We start from the raw sequence: 14,402 nt of genomic DNA on the forward strand, positions 1-14,402 counted from the left end.
CGCTGGCAACGGATAACTTTGTCGGCCGAAGGCACTTTGTTCTTCCTCGGGCCCCCTCTCCCGATTTACTCCCCGTGATAAAGATCGAGCACCACCCAGGCACGAATCCCCGCCCCAGATGCCGTGTTTGCGCGCAGCATCTGCGGCCTGGCCGCAGCATTTTATCAACCATCTCGCCGATCGGGCCTCGTCGACCGAATCCACCGCTTTGCCACGACAACTTCGACAAAAAAACGGAACAAGTGCGAGGTTCACTCGTTCCAGAAATGTACCTGAAACAACAATGGAGTGTCCTCGATGGATTGGAACCGTGTCGAAGGAAACTGGAAGCAGATCAAGGGCAAGGTCAAGGAGCAGTGGGGAAAACTGACCGACGACGACCTCGACCAGATCAACGGCAAGCGTGAGCAGCTCGAAGGCAAGATCCAGGAGCGCTATGGATATGCCAAGGATCAGGCAAAGAAAGACATCGACGACTGGTATTCAAACCAGCGTTTCCATTGAGCCAAGATGCGCTCTTGCTTTAGCTTTCAAAGGTCGCCATTCCGGCGGCCTTTTTGATTTGGGGTCCGGCGTCGAACTCAGCGAAAAGCGAACAGTTCGCTGTCCGGATCGCGGTGGCCCAGAATAGCTGACGACACGATCTCGGCAGCGATCTGGCTGTAGGTGATGCCATTTCCCCCGTAACCCATCACAGCATAGACATTGTTGAAACCTGGAACGGCTCCGATGATCGGCAAGCCGTCAGCGGTCGTGCCAAAGGGCGCAGCCCAAAGGTAGTCCGGTTCGCCAATTTCGACGTCCAGGAGAGCCGACAGCTTTGCGCACAAGGTCTTGGATTTCGACTTAAGCTTTGAAGGGTCGGCAAAGGCCGTGTCACTTTCTTCGTCCTCCCCGCCAACAATCAGACGACCATCCATCGTCGAGCGAAAATAGAGGTAGGGATCGGATGCCTCCCAAACGACATGGTTCTTGAGCCAGTCAGGCCGCGGGTGATGCGGCTTGGTCGCAAGAGCCCAGGTGGATACCATGCGGTGGCCTTGGTCGGCCACGGCGTCGAGAAACTCGTAGCCGGTGCAAAACACAACGTGCCTGGCCTGTATGATTTCACCGTTCGAGGTCGCGACAGCGTTCCATTCGCCAACGCTGCGAACATCCGTGATTTCGGTATCGGCAACGAGCGAGACGCCGTCATCCTGCACTTTATGCCACAATCCGGCTGTCAATTGCGCCGGATTGGCGGCCGCAGAAACATCGGACTCGATTGCCGCGGTCCGACTGAGACCGAACTCGTCGCGCAAGCAAGCGGACTTGAGAAACCTTGCTGAAATGCCGGCGGTCTGCCGCGCGTCGGCTTCTAGGCGAAGCGCTCGGGCACCATAGGCATTGCCGGACAAATAGAGAGACTTCTTCCTTTCAAGGCGACAGTCGATCCCGAGAGTGTCGACAAGCGTGATCAGTGTTTCCACCGCCTTTGCCGAGCGTTGCCAAGCCCGCCGCGCCTTGCCCTGTCCAATCATCGTGGTGAGCCGGTGGAGCGGCACATCGATCTCGTGCTGGATCATCGCGGTGCTTGCCAAGGTACTGCCCTTCGCCGGCCCGCGACGGTCGACGACGAGTATTTTCATGTTTCGCTTGGCAAGGGCCAACGCCATGAGCGCGCCACCGATGCCCGCGCCGACGATCAGCACATCGACGTTGTCAGCGCAGATCCGACTTTGCGCGGCAACCTTGATATGAGGCGTGTTGGACCACAGTGGCCGGTTGGCCCGCAGTTTGCGCTTTCGTGTGATCTTCTCCAACTGGGGCGTCTCCATGTTCCGTTAGATGGCGGATAGCCGGACGAATGCGCCTCATTCCGCTTTGGGCCTGGTACATTTCCGGATCCCTTGCATGCCGCAGGCGTCGCGACGCCCGGAAGAGAGGAGCCCCGCCGACAAGGGTTCGTGCCGCAGATAACAGCGCGGGCCGCTCATCTCCCCGACACGGACCATACGCCGTTGCTCGCTTCGAGAAGCGCATCTTGGGATGGATGCAGGCAAGGCCTGCGAGGACCGCTGTATGGCTGGTAGGAGTTGTCAGCGGCGCGATACGACTGATAGCGGGCGCACGATGCTATGCGCAGATCGGCCGTCGCGTAGCCCACAAACCGCCGATTGATTTGCGCCGTCCGGCTTTCGCTCGTCGGATGGCCGGCCGCGTAGGGTGACCGGCACGCTCGCGTTTGCCCGCCATACGCACGGTACGCGTTGGTTTCTGGGTCATAGGACTTGTAGCGGCTCGAGCACCAATCGAGGTGGGCGGTCGAGAGGCCGGCACGAGAGGCCGCCCATATTGGAGCGGTGGTTCCCAGACGCCGCGACGTCAGCTTCACTGAAACAGGGTTCGTAACGTAGCTGGAATAGGCGGGCGGCAAACGCTCGTAGCTCTGCTGGCTCCGATCGATCCGCACCGGCGTTGCAGTCCAAAGGTCTGGAGCGGAAGCCGCCTTGAGCAGAGGACGTTCGGTGGGCTCCGCCAGCACGAGTGAGGCCACCGATGCAGCCCCGGCGCTGGCGCAAACCGACAACGCGATGCCAAATGCCAGCGATCCGATCGCTTTCATGGTCTTGCCCCTCCGTCCGCCATTGGGAATGCCTGTTGGTATTGGCGCAAAATCGGAAAAGCGATTGAATTTCCAACGAAAACGCCATGCCGCGGCGACCGTGGTCGCCGACAGCTAAATGCCGAGGCTGATTTTTTGTTCCCGCTTCCGTCGTTCGTCGGATGAAATTCAGACCAAGGGCGCAGCTTGACCAGAATGGGGCTGATCGAGCGCTTTGAAAGCCCGAGAAGCGCGGACTTGGCGATTGCAAGGCGGCCTCGTCAGCCAACTGCGCGCAGTCGGCGGTCCACCGGTGAAATGCAAGGACCCCTGGCGCGCCAGGTCCGCTTTTATTGGCGGATCAAGCTTTCAACCCGCCGCGCCAGCACATCAGCAGTGAAGGGTTTCGTGACCACTTCCATACCATGGTCGAGGTGCCCGTGGTTGAGCACTGCGTTCTCCGCGTACCCTGTGACGAAGAGCACGTTAAGACCGGGACGCTGGGCGCGCACCGCATCGGCAAGCTGCCGTCCGTTCATGCCATTCGGCAGCCCGACGTCGGTAACCAGAAGATCGATGGTGGGGCGTGCGTCCAGTATCTTGAGGGCGGAAGGACCGTCGCTCGCCTCCAGCACCTCGTATCCCAGCTCTTCGAGGATTTCGACCGCGACCATCCTGACCAGGGGCTCGTCGTCCACGACCAGGATGGTGTGCACGCCGGACGCCGCAGGCGCGGGCCCCGCTTCGACTGGCATGTCGGAGCTATGGTCTTCGGCCGCGTGGCGGGGCAAATAGATGCAGATCATCGTGCCCTTGCCCACCTCGGAATAGATGCGCACGGCACCACCGGACTGGCCGGCAAATCCGTAGACCATGGAAAGGCCGAGCCCTGTACCCTGGCCGATCGGCTTCGTCGTGAAGAACGGATCAAAGGCGCGGGCGACCACATCGGGCGACATGCCCGTTCCGGTGTCGCTGACGCACAGGGAAACATATTGCCCCGGCGGCAATCCCCGTTGGGCCGCCGCGCGTTCGTCGAGCCACCGATTGCCGGTCTCGATCGTCAAGCGTCCACCATCCGGCATCGCGTCGCGGGCATTGATGCAAAGATTGAGCAGAGCGTTCTCGAGCTGGCCGACATCGACGAAGGCCGTCCACAGTCCTCCGGCTCCGACCGTTTCGACCGCTACCCCAGGGCCGACGCTGCGACTGATCAAGTCCTGCATGCCCGCAACGATGCGATTGATGTCCGACGGCTTGGGATCGAGCGTCTGCCTGCGGGAAAAAGCAAGGAGGCGTTGGGTTAGGCCGGCGGCCCGTTTCACCGCTCCTTGTGCGCCCGTCACGTAGCGATCGATTTCACTCACGCGGCCCTGGGCCAACCGCGTTTTCATCAGGTCGAGGCTGCCGCTGATACCGGCGAGGATGTTGTTGAAGTCGTGCGCCAGCCCACCGGTCAGTTGTCCGACGGCCTCCATCTTTTGCGCCTGGCGCAGGGCGTCTTCAGCCTGAACCAGTGCCGCGGTGCGTTCCTCTACCCGTTGTTCCAGCGTCTCGTTGAGCGTACGCAGGGCCGCAAGGGCATCGTCACGTTCGGCCTCGACGGCGCGCCGCTCCTCGATATCGATAAGGACGCCGGGAAATTTGAGCGCAACACCGTCGCTGCTGCATTCCACGCGGCCGTTCGCCTCGAGCCAGCGATATGTCCCGTCCTCGCGGCGGGTCCGGTATTGTTGGGCATAGGCTCCGCCTTTTGCCAGGGCGTTTTTGACGGAGGCGGTGACCCGTTCCTGGTCGTCGGGGTGAACGGCGCCGACGATATCGGCAAGGCTGAGCCCCGAACGCCCCTGCCCCGGATCGAACCCAAATGCAGCCGCGAATGCTTCGTCGACGGTGAAGCGGTCGGAAGGCACGTCCCAGAGCCACGTGCCGATAATCGCACCTGCCGCCATCGCCATCTGCACGCGCTGGACGTTGTCTCGCGCGTAGCTTTCGCTCTCGCGCAACGCCGCTTCGGCTTTCTTTCTTTGCGTCACGTCGCGAAACAGCACCGCAACCTGACGCAAGCCCTCCGGCTCAATGCGCGTGGCAGAAACCTCGATGTGCCTGGCGACCGACTGGAACTCCTGCTCGAAGCGCACTGGTTCGCCAGTGCGCAACACGCTGCCGTAGATATCCAGCCAGACATCGGCGTTATCGGGCTCGATTTCGCGAAGCCGCTTGCCGACGATGTTCGAGATGCCTGTGTGTCGCCCATAGCCGGAATTGGCTTCGAGGTGCACGTAGTCGCTGAGCGGGCCATGCGGTCCGTCGATGAAGCCGATAATACAGAAACCGTCGTCAATTGCCTCGAACAGCGCACGGTAGCGTGCCTCGCGCGCATCATCGCCGGCGTCAGCCCTCTTCTCGCTGACACCGTCCTGCAGCAAGGCTCTCAACCCCAGGATCTCTTCTTCGAGTTGCTCGCGAGACAACGATTGGATGTCGGACATCGATTTTAGTCTTTCTCACTCGCGTCACTGCGCTTTGCGCGGATCCCGATGGGTCTCGTCCCACAGCAGTGAAAGTGCCCCGACCATGGCGCTTCGACTGTATGGCTTGCGCACGATCGACACGCCAACAAGTTCCGGCGGCAGATCCGCCCCCTCACCATAGCCCGTCGCAAACACGAATGGGATGCCCCTGCGCATGAGCTCGGCGGCGATCCCGAACGAATTGGTCTGACCGAGATTGATATCGAGGATCGCCAGCTCCGGAGCAGCTCTTTCGATATGTGCCATGGCCTGCTGGACGGAGCTCGCGGTCGAGACCTCCGAGAACCCCTCGTCCGACAACATTGCCTCGAGATCAAGCGCGATGAGCATCTGATCCTCGACGATCATGATCTTGGGGTTTGCACGGACAAGGCCGCTCTGTTCTGGGGCGGCGGTGCCGACCATGTATGTTGCCATTGTCGGACCTGACCCGGTGAGTTTGACGTGTGGGGACGGGATGCTGAACTCTGCCTCAAGCCCTGATGGTACGAAGCGGACGGAGCTGCGTCCATGAAGATCGTAGGGAACGCTGCGCTCGATGAGCGCGCTGCCGAAGCCTCTGCGCGACGGGAGAGTGACAAGAGGACCGTTTCGCTCGCGCCAGGAGACGTCGCAATCCTGGCCGGTCATCGTCCAGCGCACCTCCACCTCGCCAGCCGTCACCGAAAGCGCGCCGTATTTGGCGGCATTGGTCGCCAGCTCGTGAAACACCAGCGCCATTACCGAAAAGGCACGGCTGTCGAGCCAGACGGCAGGACCTTCGAGCGTGATTGTCGACAGCTTTGTCCGGTAAGGCTGAAGCTCTGCCTCAAGCAGGTCAGCGAGTATGCCGCCACCATCGCCGCGCACCACCTGGTCATGCGCGACGGCGAGCGCCTCGATGCGACCTTGCAGGGTCGAGACATACTCTTCGAGCGAATTCTTGTGCTGCTGCGGGCTCGTCACCAGCGACTTGATGACAGCGAGGATGTTCTTGACGCGATGGCTCAGCTCCTGGTTCAGCATCCGCTGCCGAACTTCGGACTTGCGCCGCTCACCCGCCATCAGCTCGTTGTGCCGCAGCACCACCTCGACAATTGCGACCCGGACGATCTCGGCGATTTCGCGTTCGGCCTCCGACCATGGCTGCGCCTGCGCCTTGACCGTTTCCTTCCAGATCGCAAAGCTCTTGCGCGGCGTCAGGCGGTCGCCGAGAGGACCTGCTTCATAGGTTTTTTCAGGGTTTCCGGCCCAGTTGAGGGTCTGGACCAACTCCTTGCGAAAGAACAGCAGGCAATCCGAGCCGGTCTGCGAAAGGGGAATGGCCAGAACGCCTGAAAGCCGCTCGCTGTAGGCCGAAGCCTCCGGGAATTTCTGAGACAGGGCGTGCGTCGCCCAGACGCGGCCTTCGCTGACGGTGCGGATGAAGTCCAGAAGGGCGGCTCTTTCTTCGTCCGGCGGAGCGGTGCCGATCCCCGCCCATTTGCCGTCGACCATGACGCCGATACCGTCGTTTGCCAGCAGCTGTGAGAATTCACGCAGACTCTGACGCAGCAGTTCGCCGACATCCTCGTGATGGGACGACAGAATGAGAAAGCGGTCGAGCGCTTCGCGTGTGCCGGCGACGGCCGCCACACGACGCCGTTCCTTCAGAGATTTCAGGTGTAGCGAGAAAAATTCGCCGAACACTTCGAGAGCGACGCGCTGGGCCATCGGCAGTGCGCGCGGCGAATAATGATGGCAGGCGATCAACCCCCAGAGCTGGCCGTCCAGGACAACCGAAATCGACATCGACGCAGCGACGCCCATATTGCGCAAGTATTCGCAATGGATGGGCGAGACGCTGCGAAGATGCGCGAAACTGAGGTCCAACGGCTCGCCCGATCCGTCCAGGACCGGCTCGACGGGGACGCGGGCGCCGCTTGCGTCCGAGATGACGCGAATGGTGTTCTTGAGATAGAGCGCACGCGCCTGCTGCGGGATGTCGCTTGCTGGAAAATACTGGCCGAGAAAACTTTCAAGGTCGGCCCGTTTCGCCTCGCTGACCACCTTGCCGGATCCGTCCTGCTCGAAGCGGTAGATCATCACGCGGTCATAGCCAATCGTACCGGCAACGATCCGGCACGCGCGCTGCACGAGACGGTCAACGTCGGTAAGGTCCTTGATGCGGCCGATCATCTCGCGCGCAATATGCAAGGGTTGACCGATAGACGGGGCCGGCTCGAATTCGATGATGACGGCCGACTTGTGCAGATGGACGGCAATGTCGAACACGCGGTCGCCGAATGCGACGTCGAGCATGAGGGCCGGGCGTGAAGCCGCTCCCGCGGCCGCAAGCGCATTGCGCAGATCATGCAACAGTTTCGGACCGAGCACGTCGGCAAGCTGGCGCCCGAGCAGATCGCCGTCCCAGGCGAGCATTTCGGCAGCGTTGGCCGACATCCGCTCGATCCTCGTGAAACCGATGTCGCAGGCCACAAGACAGCCGTGCGGCTGGATGCTGCCGGGAATATGAATGGGCTCCCTGTCGCAAGTCTCAAGGTTTACGGGTTCAGCTGGCGGCAAGGGACGTACTTTCAAAGCAACTGAGGGCGAGCGCGAACACGGCATTTGCCGCGACCACGGACCGCCCGACATCATAATTGGGTGTTCCCTCCAGGAGGGAAAGGAACGATGGCCACCGGGTCGTGTCACTTGCCATCGAAACAAGGTGCCTCGCACCAAAGGTTTCATCGAGCCCAAGCTTCAACGCCCTTTGACGCAACACCCGCGCACCGAGAGACGACCCTTCCACCACATAGAGAGCACCGAGCAGTGCGCTTGGATCGGAAAGATCGAAATCAGGCTGCTCATGGCGGACCGGCGGCACGCCGAGATCGCGGGCATCCTGAGCGAGCAACTCTGCAACCGCGGACGGCTGCCAATTCCAGCCTTCAGGCCAGGAGACGTTCCGCAGCGCTTCATCCATTGTCACACGAAACGGCAAAACGTGCGCCACGTAGCGACGATAATCCTCAAGGGTGCTAAGCGTGCCGACCGCAGCGTCTACCCGCTGATGCGCTTCCCGCGTCCTGCTCCTCAATTCAACGCGTTCATTGCCGCGCATGCACCCTCCGCCCAGTCCTAAGATACTGCCTGTTTCGCAGCACGTGCGAAAAACCAAAAATCGCATCAGGAACTAGGGCATCACCATGACTGCGACAAGGGAATTGCCTTCAATTTTCGAGGGATAGCTGCAAGGGGCGAGACTCTGGAACGTCAAGGCTAGACGGGTTTCAAGGGGCAGTCACACGCGAACGCCGGGCTCTTCGACCCGTGACGCCTCGGGCTGCGACGCAGATATTGGACTGGTATTGACCTGGTGGGTGTCCCCCGGTGCCAGGACCTCATTTTTGGACGACTTGAAATTCGTCATAAATCGGAGTGTCGCGAACGTGACGATCGAAAGCACGATGGCGGTATCGTAGGACCCAAGCCCGACAGCAACGCCGATTGCGCCGGTTGCCCAAATGCTCGCAGCTGTGGCGGTCCCGCGAGTGCCGAGTTTTCCAACGAGGATCGCGCCGCCTCCGATGAAACCGACACCGTTAATCAGGCCTTCCACCACGCGGGCCGTGGCCTCCGCATTGCCGAGTGTGATCGTTTCTGCTGACTGGATAAAACCGCATGAGGCGATGGCGACCAGCGGGAAGGTGCGAAGGCCAGCGCTCCGCTCGTTTTGTTCACGATCCCAACCGATCGGTAGCGCGAGGACGTAAGCCACCATCAAGGCAACGAGATGCGGAAGGATGTCCAGTTCCACGCCCATCGATATCAGCCAGTCGTTCACTCGCGCCTCCTTGAACGGTGTAAGTGCCCGGCTAGATATGAGCGCAGATGAAAACGGCCAGCCCAAAAGTCGAAATAGTGTCTGCTCGACCCGCCGATGGTCCGACTGCAGCGGTTCCGCCTTGATCTCGATCGTACGATGCGGCTGGTTGAGCCCTGCCCGTCCGACAAAACCGGCGGCCGCCTTCAGCCATTTGCCGCTACCCCACCCGCTGTTGGTTTTACGATCGTCGGATCGTCAGTTTTTTGGCAATCCATCGGGTCTCAGGTACTTTCGTAGCGCTGCAATGCGAAAGATCGCATTAGCGGCTCCGTAGCCGCGATAGCCGCGCCTTTCGACGATCTCGAAGAAAAACCCTTCACCAAAGGTCGGGCTGTAGAGCTGGAAGTACTCGCCGTCCTCGTCACGGTCATAGAGGATGTTTTCGGACTTCAGCCTCTCAATGAGTTGAACGTCGAGACCGAAACGCGCTTCGACGTCATCGTAGTAATTTGGCGAAATCGGTAGCGCCTTGAACCCATTGGCGCGCAAGGCCTGCGCGGTCGAAAAAATGTCGTCGGTGGCAAAGGCCAGATGCTGGACGCCGGAACCGAAGGTTTCGGCGATGAACCGACCGGCCAGCGTGTTGCGGTTTTCCGCGCCATTCAGTGTCAGACGCAACGTGCCAGCGTCATTTTCCACGACCTGGCTGCGAACGATGCCTGCCGGATCGACGATGTCGATCATCGGCGTCTTATGAGCATCGAGTAGCGATGTGTAGAAGAGCAGCCAGGTCAGCATTTCCTCATATTTGACGGTCTGAGCGATGTGATCCACGGAGCGTAGTCCGGCAGCGACGACCGAGCCGCCGTCTCGCACTGGCTCGAACTCGATCTCCCAGATCTTGGAGAGCTCGGATTTGTCGTCCAGGAAATAGACGAGCCCTCCGCCCACGCCGTGGATCGCCGGAACCACGAGCTCGCCTGGGCCAACCGGCTGCTCGAACGGTTCTGCTCCAAGCACCCGCGCCCTTTCTACCGTGGCCGCAGCATCGTCCACCATGAGGCCGAAGGCATAGGCGGACGTGCCGTGGACAAGATAGGAAGCGCTGGCAAAGCCTTCGCGCTCGGTGTTGACCACCAGATTGATGGCACCCTGGCGATAAACCACCACCTGTTTCGTCCGATGCTGTGCTGTTTTCGCGAAGCCGATTGAAACGAGCAACGCTTCGAGTTCGCCTGCTTCCTCTGCCGAGGCACTGAACTCCACGAACGCTACATCTCTCACGTCGACGCGAGGAGGCATTGTGGGGACCGGCAAACGAGTATCCGGTTCGGCGCGCTTGACCTGATCCCCGAGATAGATCAGCGAACGATATCCGTCGACAGCGATCGCACTGGGGTTGCCGCCACGAAATTGGTCGTTGAAGATTTCGAGCGACAAGTAGCCGTCATAACCGGTCGCCGCCACTGCGCGGGTAAAGTCGGTGACCGGCAAGTCGCCCTCGCCCGGCATGTTGCGGAAATGCCGGCTCCAATACAGCAGATCCATGTCGATCAGTGGGGCATCGGCCAACTGGACGATGAAGATCTTCTCCTTTGGGATCGAGCGGATCGAGTTGATCTCGATCTTGCGCGACAGCGTATGAAAGCTGTCGAGGATCAATCCGATACTCGGGTGATCGGCGCGCCGGACGATCTCCCAGGCGTCGCGATGATCGCTGATATGGCGCCCCCAGGCGAGCGCCTCGTAACCCACGCGCAGGCCCCGTTTTGCGGCCCTTTCGCCGAGTTCGCTGAAGTCCGCTGCTGCCCTGTCAATGCCACCAACGGCAGCAGGCGAGACATTGGAACAGACAAGGAGGAGGTCGGTGCCAAGCTCCTGCATCAAGTCGAACTTGCGCTCGGCACGGTCGAACGTTCGGGCTCTTAACGGCTCCGGCATGCCCTCAAAATCCCGGAACGGCTGGAACAGACTGATCTCCAAGCCGAAATCTCGCACCATGCGGCCGACCTGACGCGGGCTTTCATCAAAAGCCAGGAAATCGTTCTCGAAGATTTCCACACCGGCAAAGCCCGCCTTGGCGATCGCACGCAGTTTGTCCTTGAGGTCGCCACTGAGCGAAACCGTTGCTATCGAGGTCTTCATCACTCGCTCCTCGCTGAATTCTTCGGGGTTCAGCCGGTCAGTGCCTTGAAATGGGCAAGCATCCGCGTTGTGTCGGGCTCAAGACCTGTAAACAGGCGAAATGCGCCAACTGCCTGGAATACCGCCATTCCTCCACCGTCGAGCGTGCGGCATCCGCGTCGCCTTGCTTCTGAAAGCAGCGACGTCTCGAGCGGGAAATAGACGATCTCGGCGACCCAGTGGCGCGGATCGAGAAGCTCGACGTCAAGTGGCACCCCGGGATAGTTGGCCATGCCGGTCGGCGTGGCATGGATCAACCCGGATGCCGAGCGCATGGCAACAAAAAGGTCCGTGCCGGCGGTAATATCCGCGTCTGGAAACAGTGCGGTCAACATCGCGGCAAGCAATCGCGCCCGTTCCGGCTCGCGATCGAAAACGATGAGACGCTTTAGACCGAACGAAAGCGCGGCATAGGCTGTTGCGACGCCCGCACCGCCTGCTCCCAGCTGCACGGCCGTGGACAGGTCTGCATCGGGCAATCCTCGCCTGAAGCCTTCGGCAAAGCCCCACCAATCGGTGTTGTGGCCATATCTTCGCCCCCCCTTGAGCACGACCGTGTTGACGGCACCGAGCCGCTGGGCGTCCGGCGACAGTTCATCGAGATGGGCAATGACCGCCTGCTTGCACGGATGTGTGATGTTGAGACCGGAAAACCCCTGCGTCTCAGCGTCGGCGAGCAGCCGCTGCAGATCATTTTCCGTCGCCCCGATCTCGAAAAGATCGATCAGCTCGTAGGCATAGCGGAGCCCCTGAGCTGCACCTTCAGCCACGTGCATGGCAGGCGTCAACGAGGCCTGGATGCCAGCACCGATCAGGCCCGCCTTCAAGGGTCTTACAAGCGTTTCGGACATTGTTTGTGTTTCCATCTTCCGAGCCCGTTGCAAAGGGCAGCCAGCCTGCGGCCCGCCGCGACTTCGCGGGCGGGCCGAAGTATTCGCGCGGTCACTGGCCCCGCGCGGCACCTATCTCCTTGAACAGCAACTGCACCGTATCGGCGCCGATCTCGGCGCTAAACTTCTCGATCACCGGCTTGACGGCGTCACGCAGCTTCTGCGTTTCTTCGGGGCTGAATTCGCTGACCTCCATGCCTGTCTTGCGGATTTCCTCAAGGGCTGTGGCATCCGCCTCGCGCGAGACCTTGCGCTGATAATCGCGGGCCTCCGTCGCGGCCGCTTGCAGCACGCCCTTTTCCTCGTCATTCAGCCCATCCCAGAACTTCTTGCTGACGAGCACGATCTGCGGATTGTACTGGTGACGGGTCAGCGTCATGTATTTCTGCACTTCGTAGAATTTGGCATTCAGGATGTTTGCCGCCGGGTTCTCCTGCCCATCGACCGTCCCAGTCTCAAGCGCGGTGTAGAGTTCCGTATAAGGCAGCGGAACAGCGTTGGCGCCGAGCGTGTTGAAGAGCTCGATCGGGATCGGAGACTGGATCGTGCGGATCTTCAGACCCTTGATATCTTCAAGCTTGGCCACTGCATGGCGATTGTTCGTCAGATTGCGGAAGCCGAGTTCCCAGTACCCAAGTCCGACTAGGCCGGTATCGGGCAAGAGCTTGCTGAGGCTTTCCCCGAAGGGGCCATCCATCACCTTGTCCGCCTCTTCGCCACTGTCGAAGAGGAACGGAAGGTCGACGGCGCCGAATTGCTTGACGTTGTTGGCAAGAATACCGGCGTTCAACACGGTCATCTCGATAACACCGCCCTGGAGAGCGGAGACAGTCTGGACGTCACCGCCAAGTGTGCCGCCGGGAAACAGCTTCACCTCGATCTTGCCGCCACTCTTTTCATTCACGAGCTCGGCAAACTTCTCCATGCCCGTCACTTGGGGGTGCCCCTTGTTGTTGGCTGACGCGAACTTGATAGTCTGGTCGCGTATCTCTGCAAGCGTGGGCCCTGCTGCAAACAAAACGATCGGCAGGGCGACGCCCAGGGCCATTTTTGTCAATCGGTTCAACACCATCTTATCCTCCCAGATTGGACCGGTAATCCTGCCGGCCTGTTGAAGCGCAATAGAAAGTTGCCGTCAGTGCCCGAACCAGGAGACCGGTACGGTCACCAGTTCGGGGAACAAAACGAGCAGGAAAAGGACGACCAGTTCAGCAATGAGGAAGGGCCACACGCCCTTCATCAGGTCCTCCATCGACAGTTTCGAGACGCCGCAGATAACGTTGAGGACCGTGCCCACTGGCGGGGTGATCAGGCCGATCGAATTGTTGATGATGAACAGCACGCCGAAATAGACCGGGTCGATCCCCGCCTGTTTGATGATCGGCATCAGAACCGGCGTCATGACGAGGATCGTCGGCGTCATGTCCATTGCTGTGCCGACGACAACGATCAGGACCATGATTGCGATGAGCAGAAGGGTCTGATTGTCCATCAGAGGTTCGACCAGTGCGGCAAGCGCACCGGGCACGTCGGCAACCGTAATCAGCCAGGCGGAAACGGCAGCGCAGGCAACCAGGAACATCACAACGGATGTAATTTTCGCGGCCGCTACGAAGACATGGAAGAGCTGGCCCGGCGTGAGCTCCCGGTAGATGACCATCGAAACGAACAGGGCGTAGACCGCCGCAACAACGCCGGCTTCGGTTGGCGTGAACACGCCAAACTTCAGACCAACGATGATGATCACCGGCAAAAGGAGCGCCCACACACTGTCGAGCAGCGCTCCAAGCCGCACGCGAGCGCTTTGTCTTGGCGGGAGCTCGAACTGCTCCTTGCGCGCGACAATGAGCCAAGTGATGCAAAGGGCCGCGGCGATCATCAAACCCGGGAAAATGCCCGCAAGGAAGAGCTTGGTGATCGAGACGCCGCCAACCACACCGTAGAGGATGAAACCGATTGACGGTGGAATGATAGGCCCGATGATCGATGCAGAGGCAAGCAGCCCCCCGGCGCGCGCCGGATCATGACCGCTCTTCAGCATCATCGGCAGAAGCAGCGCGCCGAGGGCAGCGGCGTCGGCGACCGCTGAGCCAGAGAGGCTGGAAAGAATGCAGGCGGCAAAGATCGCCACGAAGCCGAGGCCGCCGCGAATATGACCGACCATCGCCATTGCCAAGGCGACGATGCGGCGGGAAAGCCCGCCGGTGTTCATAACCTCCCCTGCAAGCAGGAAAAAGGGCACGGCCATCAACGGAAAGCTGTCGGCGCCGTTCAAGACGTTTTGGGCGACGATCTGTGCATCGAAGAGCCCGAGAAAGAGCATCAAGGCGACACCGCTGATGATCAACGCAAATGCAATCGGCACGCCGAGCGCCATGGGACCGAGAAGCGCGCCAAGGAAGATGGTGACCGTCATCGGC

At 60.5% G+C, this 14,402-nt stretch carries 11 protein-coding genes; 1 reads left to right on the top strand and 10 read right to left on the bottom strand.

What is annotated here, in order from left to right; genetic code table 11:
* Positions 1 to 297: 297 nt before the first annotated feature.
* Entirely contained in the window at positions 298 to 504 is a 207-nt protein-coding gene (locus tag OKW20_RS21640; RefSeq protein ID WP_043621574.1) for a CsbD family protein, read from the top strand.
* A 77-nt stretch (positions 505 to 581) separates the two neighbouring features.
* Here OKW20_RS21640 and OKW20_RS21645 read toward each other — a convergent pair whose 3' ends face one another.
* The 10 genes from OKW20_RS21645 to OKW20_RS21690 form a co-directional block, all read right to left on the bottom strand.
* On the bottom strand, positions 582 to 1,817 hold the full coding sequence (locus OKW20_RS21645; RefSeq protein ID WP_429175152.1) for an NAD(P)/FAD-dependent oxidoreductase: 1,236 nt from the start codon (positions 1,815 to 1,817) through the stop codon (positions 582 to 584).
* A 155-nt stretch (positions 1,818 to 1,972) separates the two neighbouring features.
* Complete coding sequence (locus tag OKW20_RS21650; protein ID WP_429175155.1) at positions 1,973 to 2,605, bottom strand: BA14K family protein; 633 nt, start codon at positions 2,603 to 2,605, stop codon at positions 1,973 to 1,975.
* 329 nt (positions 2,606 to 2,934) lie between these two features.
* Positions 2,935 to 5,076, bottom strand: a complete 2,142-nt coding sequence (locus tag OKW20_RS21655; RefSeq protein ID WP_429175157.1) for a response regulator — start codon at positions 5,074 to 5,076, stop codon at positions 2,935 to 2,937.
* Between the two features lie 24 nt (positions 5,077 to 5,100).
* Positions 5,101 to 7,707: an HWE histidine kinase domain-containing protein gene (locus tag OKW20_RS21660; RefSeq protein WP_429175160.1), complete on the bottom strand. Its 2,607-nt coding sequence runs from the start codon at positions 7,705 to 7,707 to the stop codon at positions 5,101 to 5,103.
* Complete coding sequence (locus tag OKW20_RS21665; protein WP_429175162.1) at positions 7,649 to 8,203, bottom strand: biliverdin-producing heme oxygenase; 555 nt, start codon at positions 8,201 to 8,203, stop codon at positions 7,649 to 7,651. Before OKW20_RS21665 ends, OKW20_RS21660 begins: the two co-directional genes overlap by 59 nt.
* A gap of 180 nt (positions 8,204 to 8,383) precedes the next feature.
* Positions 8,384 to 8,905 (bottom strand): MgtC/SapB family protein, encoded by a 522-nt coding sequence (locus OKW20_RS21670; protein ID WP_429175800.1) that lies wholly within the window; start codon positions 8,903 to 8,905, stop codon positions 8,384 to 8,386.
* A gap of 258 nt (positions 8,906 to 9,163) precedes the next feature.
* Positions 9,164 to 11,053: a bifunctional sugar phosphate isomerase/epimerase/4-hydroxyphenylpyruvate dioxygenase family protein gene (locus OKW20_RS21675; protein ID WP_429175165.1), complete on the bottom strand. Its 1,890-nt coding sequence runs from the start codon at positions 11,051 to 11,053 to the stop codon at positions 9,164 to 9,166.
* A gap of 29 nt (positions 11,054 to 11,082) precedes the next feature.
* The gene (locus OKW20_RS21680; RefSeq protein WP_429175803.1) at positions 11,083 to 11,943 is read right to left on the bottom strand and encodes a shikimate dehydrogenase; all 861 of its coding nucleotides are present in this window, start codon (positions 11,941 to 11,943) and stop codon (positions 11,083 to 11,085) included.
* 91 nt (positions 11,944 to 12,034) lie between these two features.
* Positions 12,035 to 13,051 (bottom strand): TRAP transporter substrate-binding protein, encoded by a 1,017-nt coding sequence (locus OKW20_RS21685; RefSeq protein WP_429175805.1) that lies wholly within the window; start codon positions 13,049 to 13,051, stop codon positions 12,035 to 12,037.
* A gap of 66 nt (positions 13,052 to 13,117) precedes the next feature.
* Complete coding sequence (locus OKW20_RS21690) at positions 13,118 to 14,398, bottom strand: TRAP transporter large permease subunit (protein WP_043621557.1); 1,281 nt, start codon at positions 14,396 to 14,398, stop codon at positions 13,118 to 13,120.
* Positions 14,399 to 14,402: the final 4 nt, after the last annotated feature.

The sequence above is a fragment of the Ensifer sp. LBL genome (genome assembly GCF_050435225.1).
Lineage (GTDB): Bacteria > Pseudomonadota > Alphaproteobacteria > Rhizobiales > Rhizobiaceae > Ensifer.

Excerpts from the sequence above, each read along its gene's own strand:
- OKW20_RS21640 (WP_043621574.1), top strand. The coding sequence starts at position 298 with ATGGATTGGAACCGTGTCGAAGGAAACTGGAAGCAGATCAAGGGCAAG.
- OKW20_RS21645 (WP_429175152.1), bottom strand. The coding sequence starts at position 1,817 with ATGGAGACGCCCCAGTTGGAGAAGATCACACGAAAGCGCAAACTGCGG.
- OKW20_RS21650 (WP_429175155.1), bottom strand. The coding sequence starts at position 2,605 with ATGAAAGCGATCGGATCGCTGGCATTTGGCATCGCGTTGTCGGTTTGC.
- OKW20_RS21655 (WP_429175157.1), bottom strand. The coding sequence starts at position 5,076 with ATGTCCGACATCCAATCGTTGTCTCGCGAGCAACTCGAAGAAGAGATC.
- OKW20_RS21660 (WP_429175160.1), bottom strand. The coding sequence starts at position 7,707 with ATGCCGTGTTCGCGCTCGCCCTCAGTTGCTTTGAAAGTACGTCCCTTG.
- OKW20_RS21665 (WP_429175162.1), bottom strand. The coding sequence starts at position 8,203 with ATGCGCGGCAATGAACGCGTTGAATTGAGGAGCAGGACGCGGGAAGCG.
- OKW20_RS21670 (WP_429175800.1), bottom strand. The coding sequence starts at position 8,905 with ATGGGCGTGGAACTGGACATCCTTCCGCATCTCGTTGCCTTGATGGTG.
- OKW20_RS21675 (WP_429175165.1), bottom strand. The coding sequence starts at position 11,053 with ATGAAGACCTCGATAGCAACGGTTTCGCTCAGTGGCGACCTCAAGGAC.
- OKW20_RS21680 (WP_429175803.1), bottom strand. The coding sequence starts at position 11,943 with ATGTCCGAAACGCTTGTAAGACCCTTGAAGGCGGGCCTGATCGGTGCT.
- OKW20_RS21690 (WP_043621557.1), bottom strand. The coding sequence starts at position 14,398 with ATGACGGTCACCATCTTCCTTGGCGCGCTTCTCGGTCCCATGGCGCTC.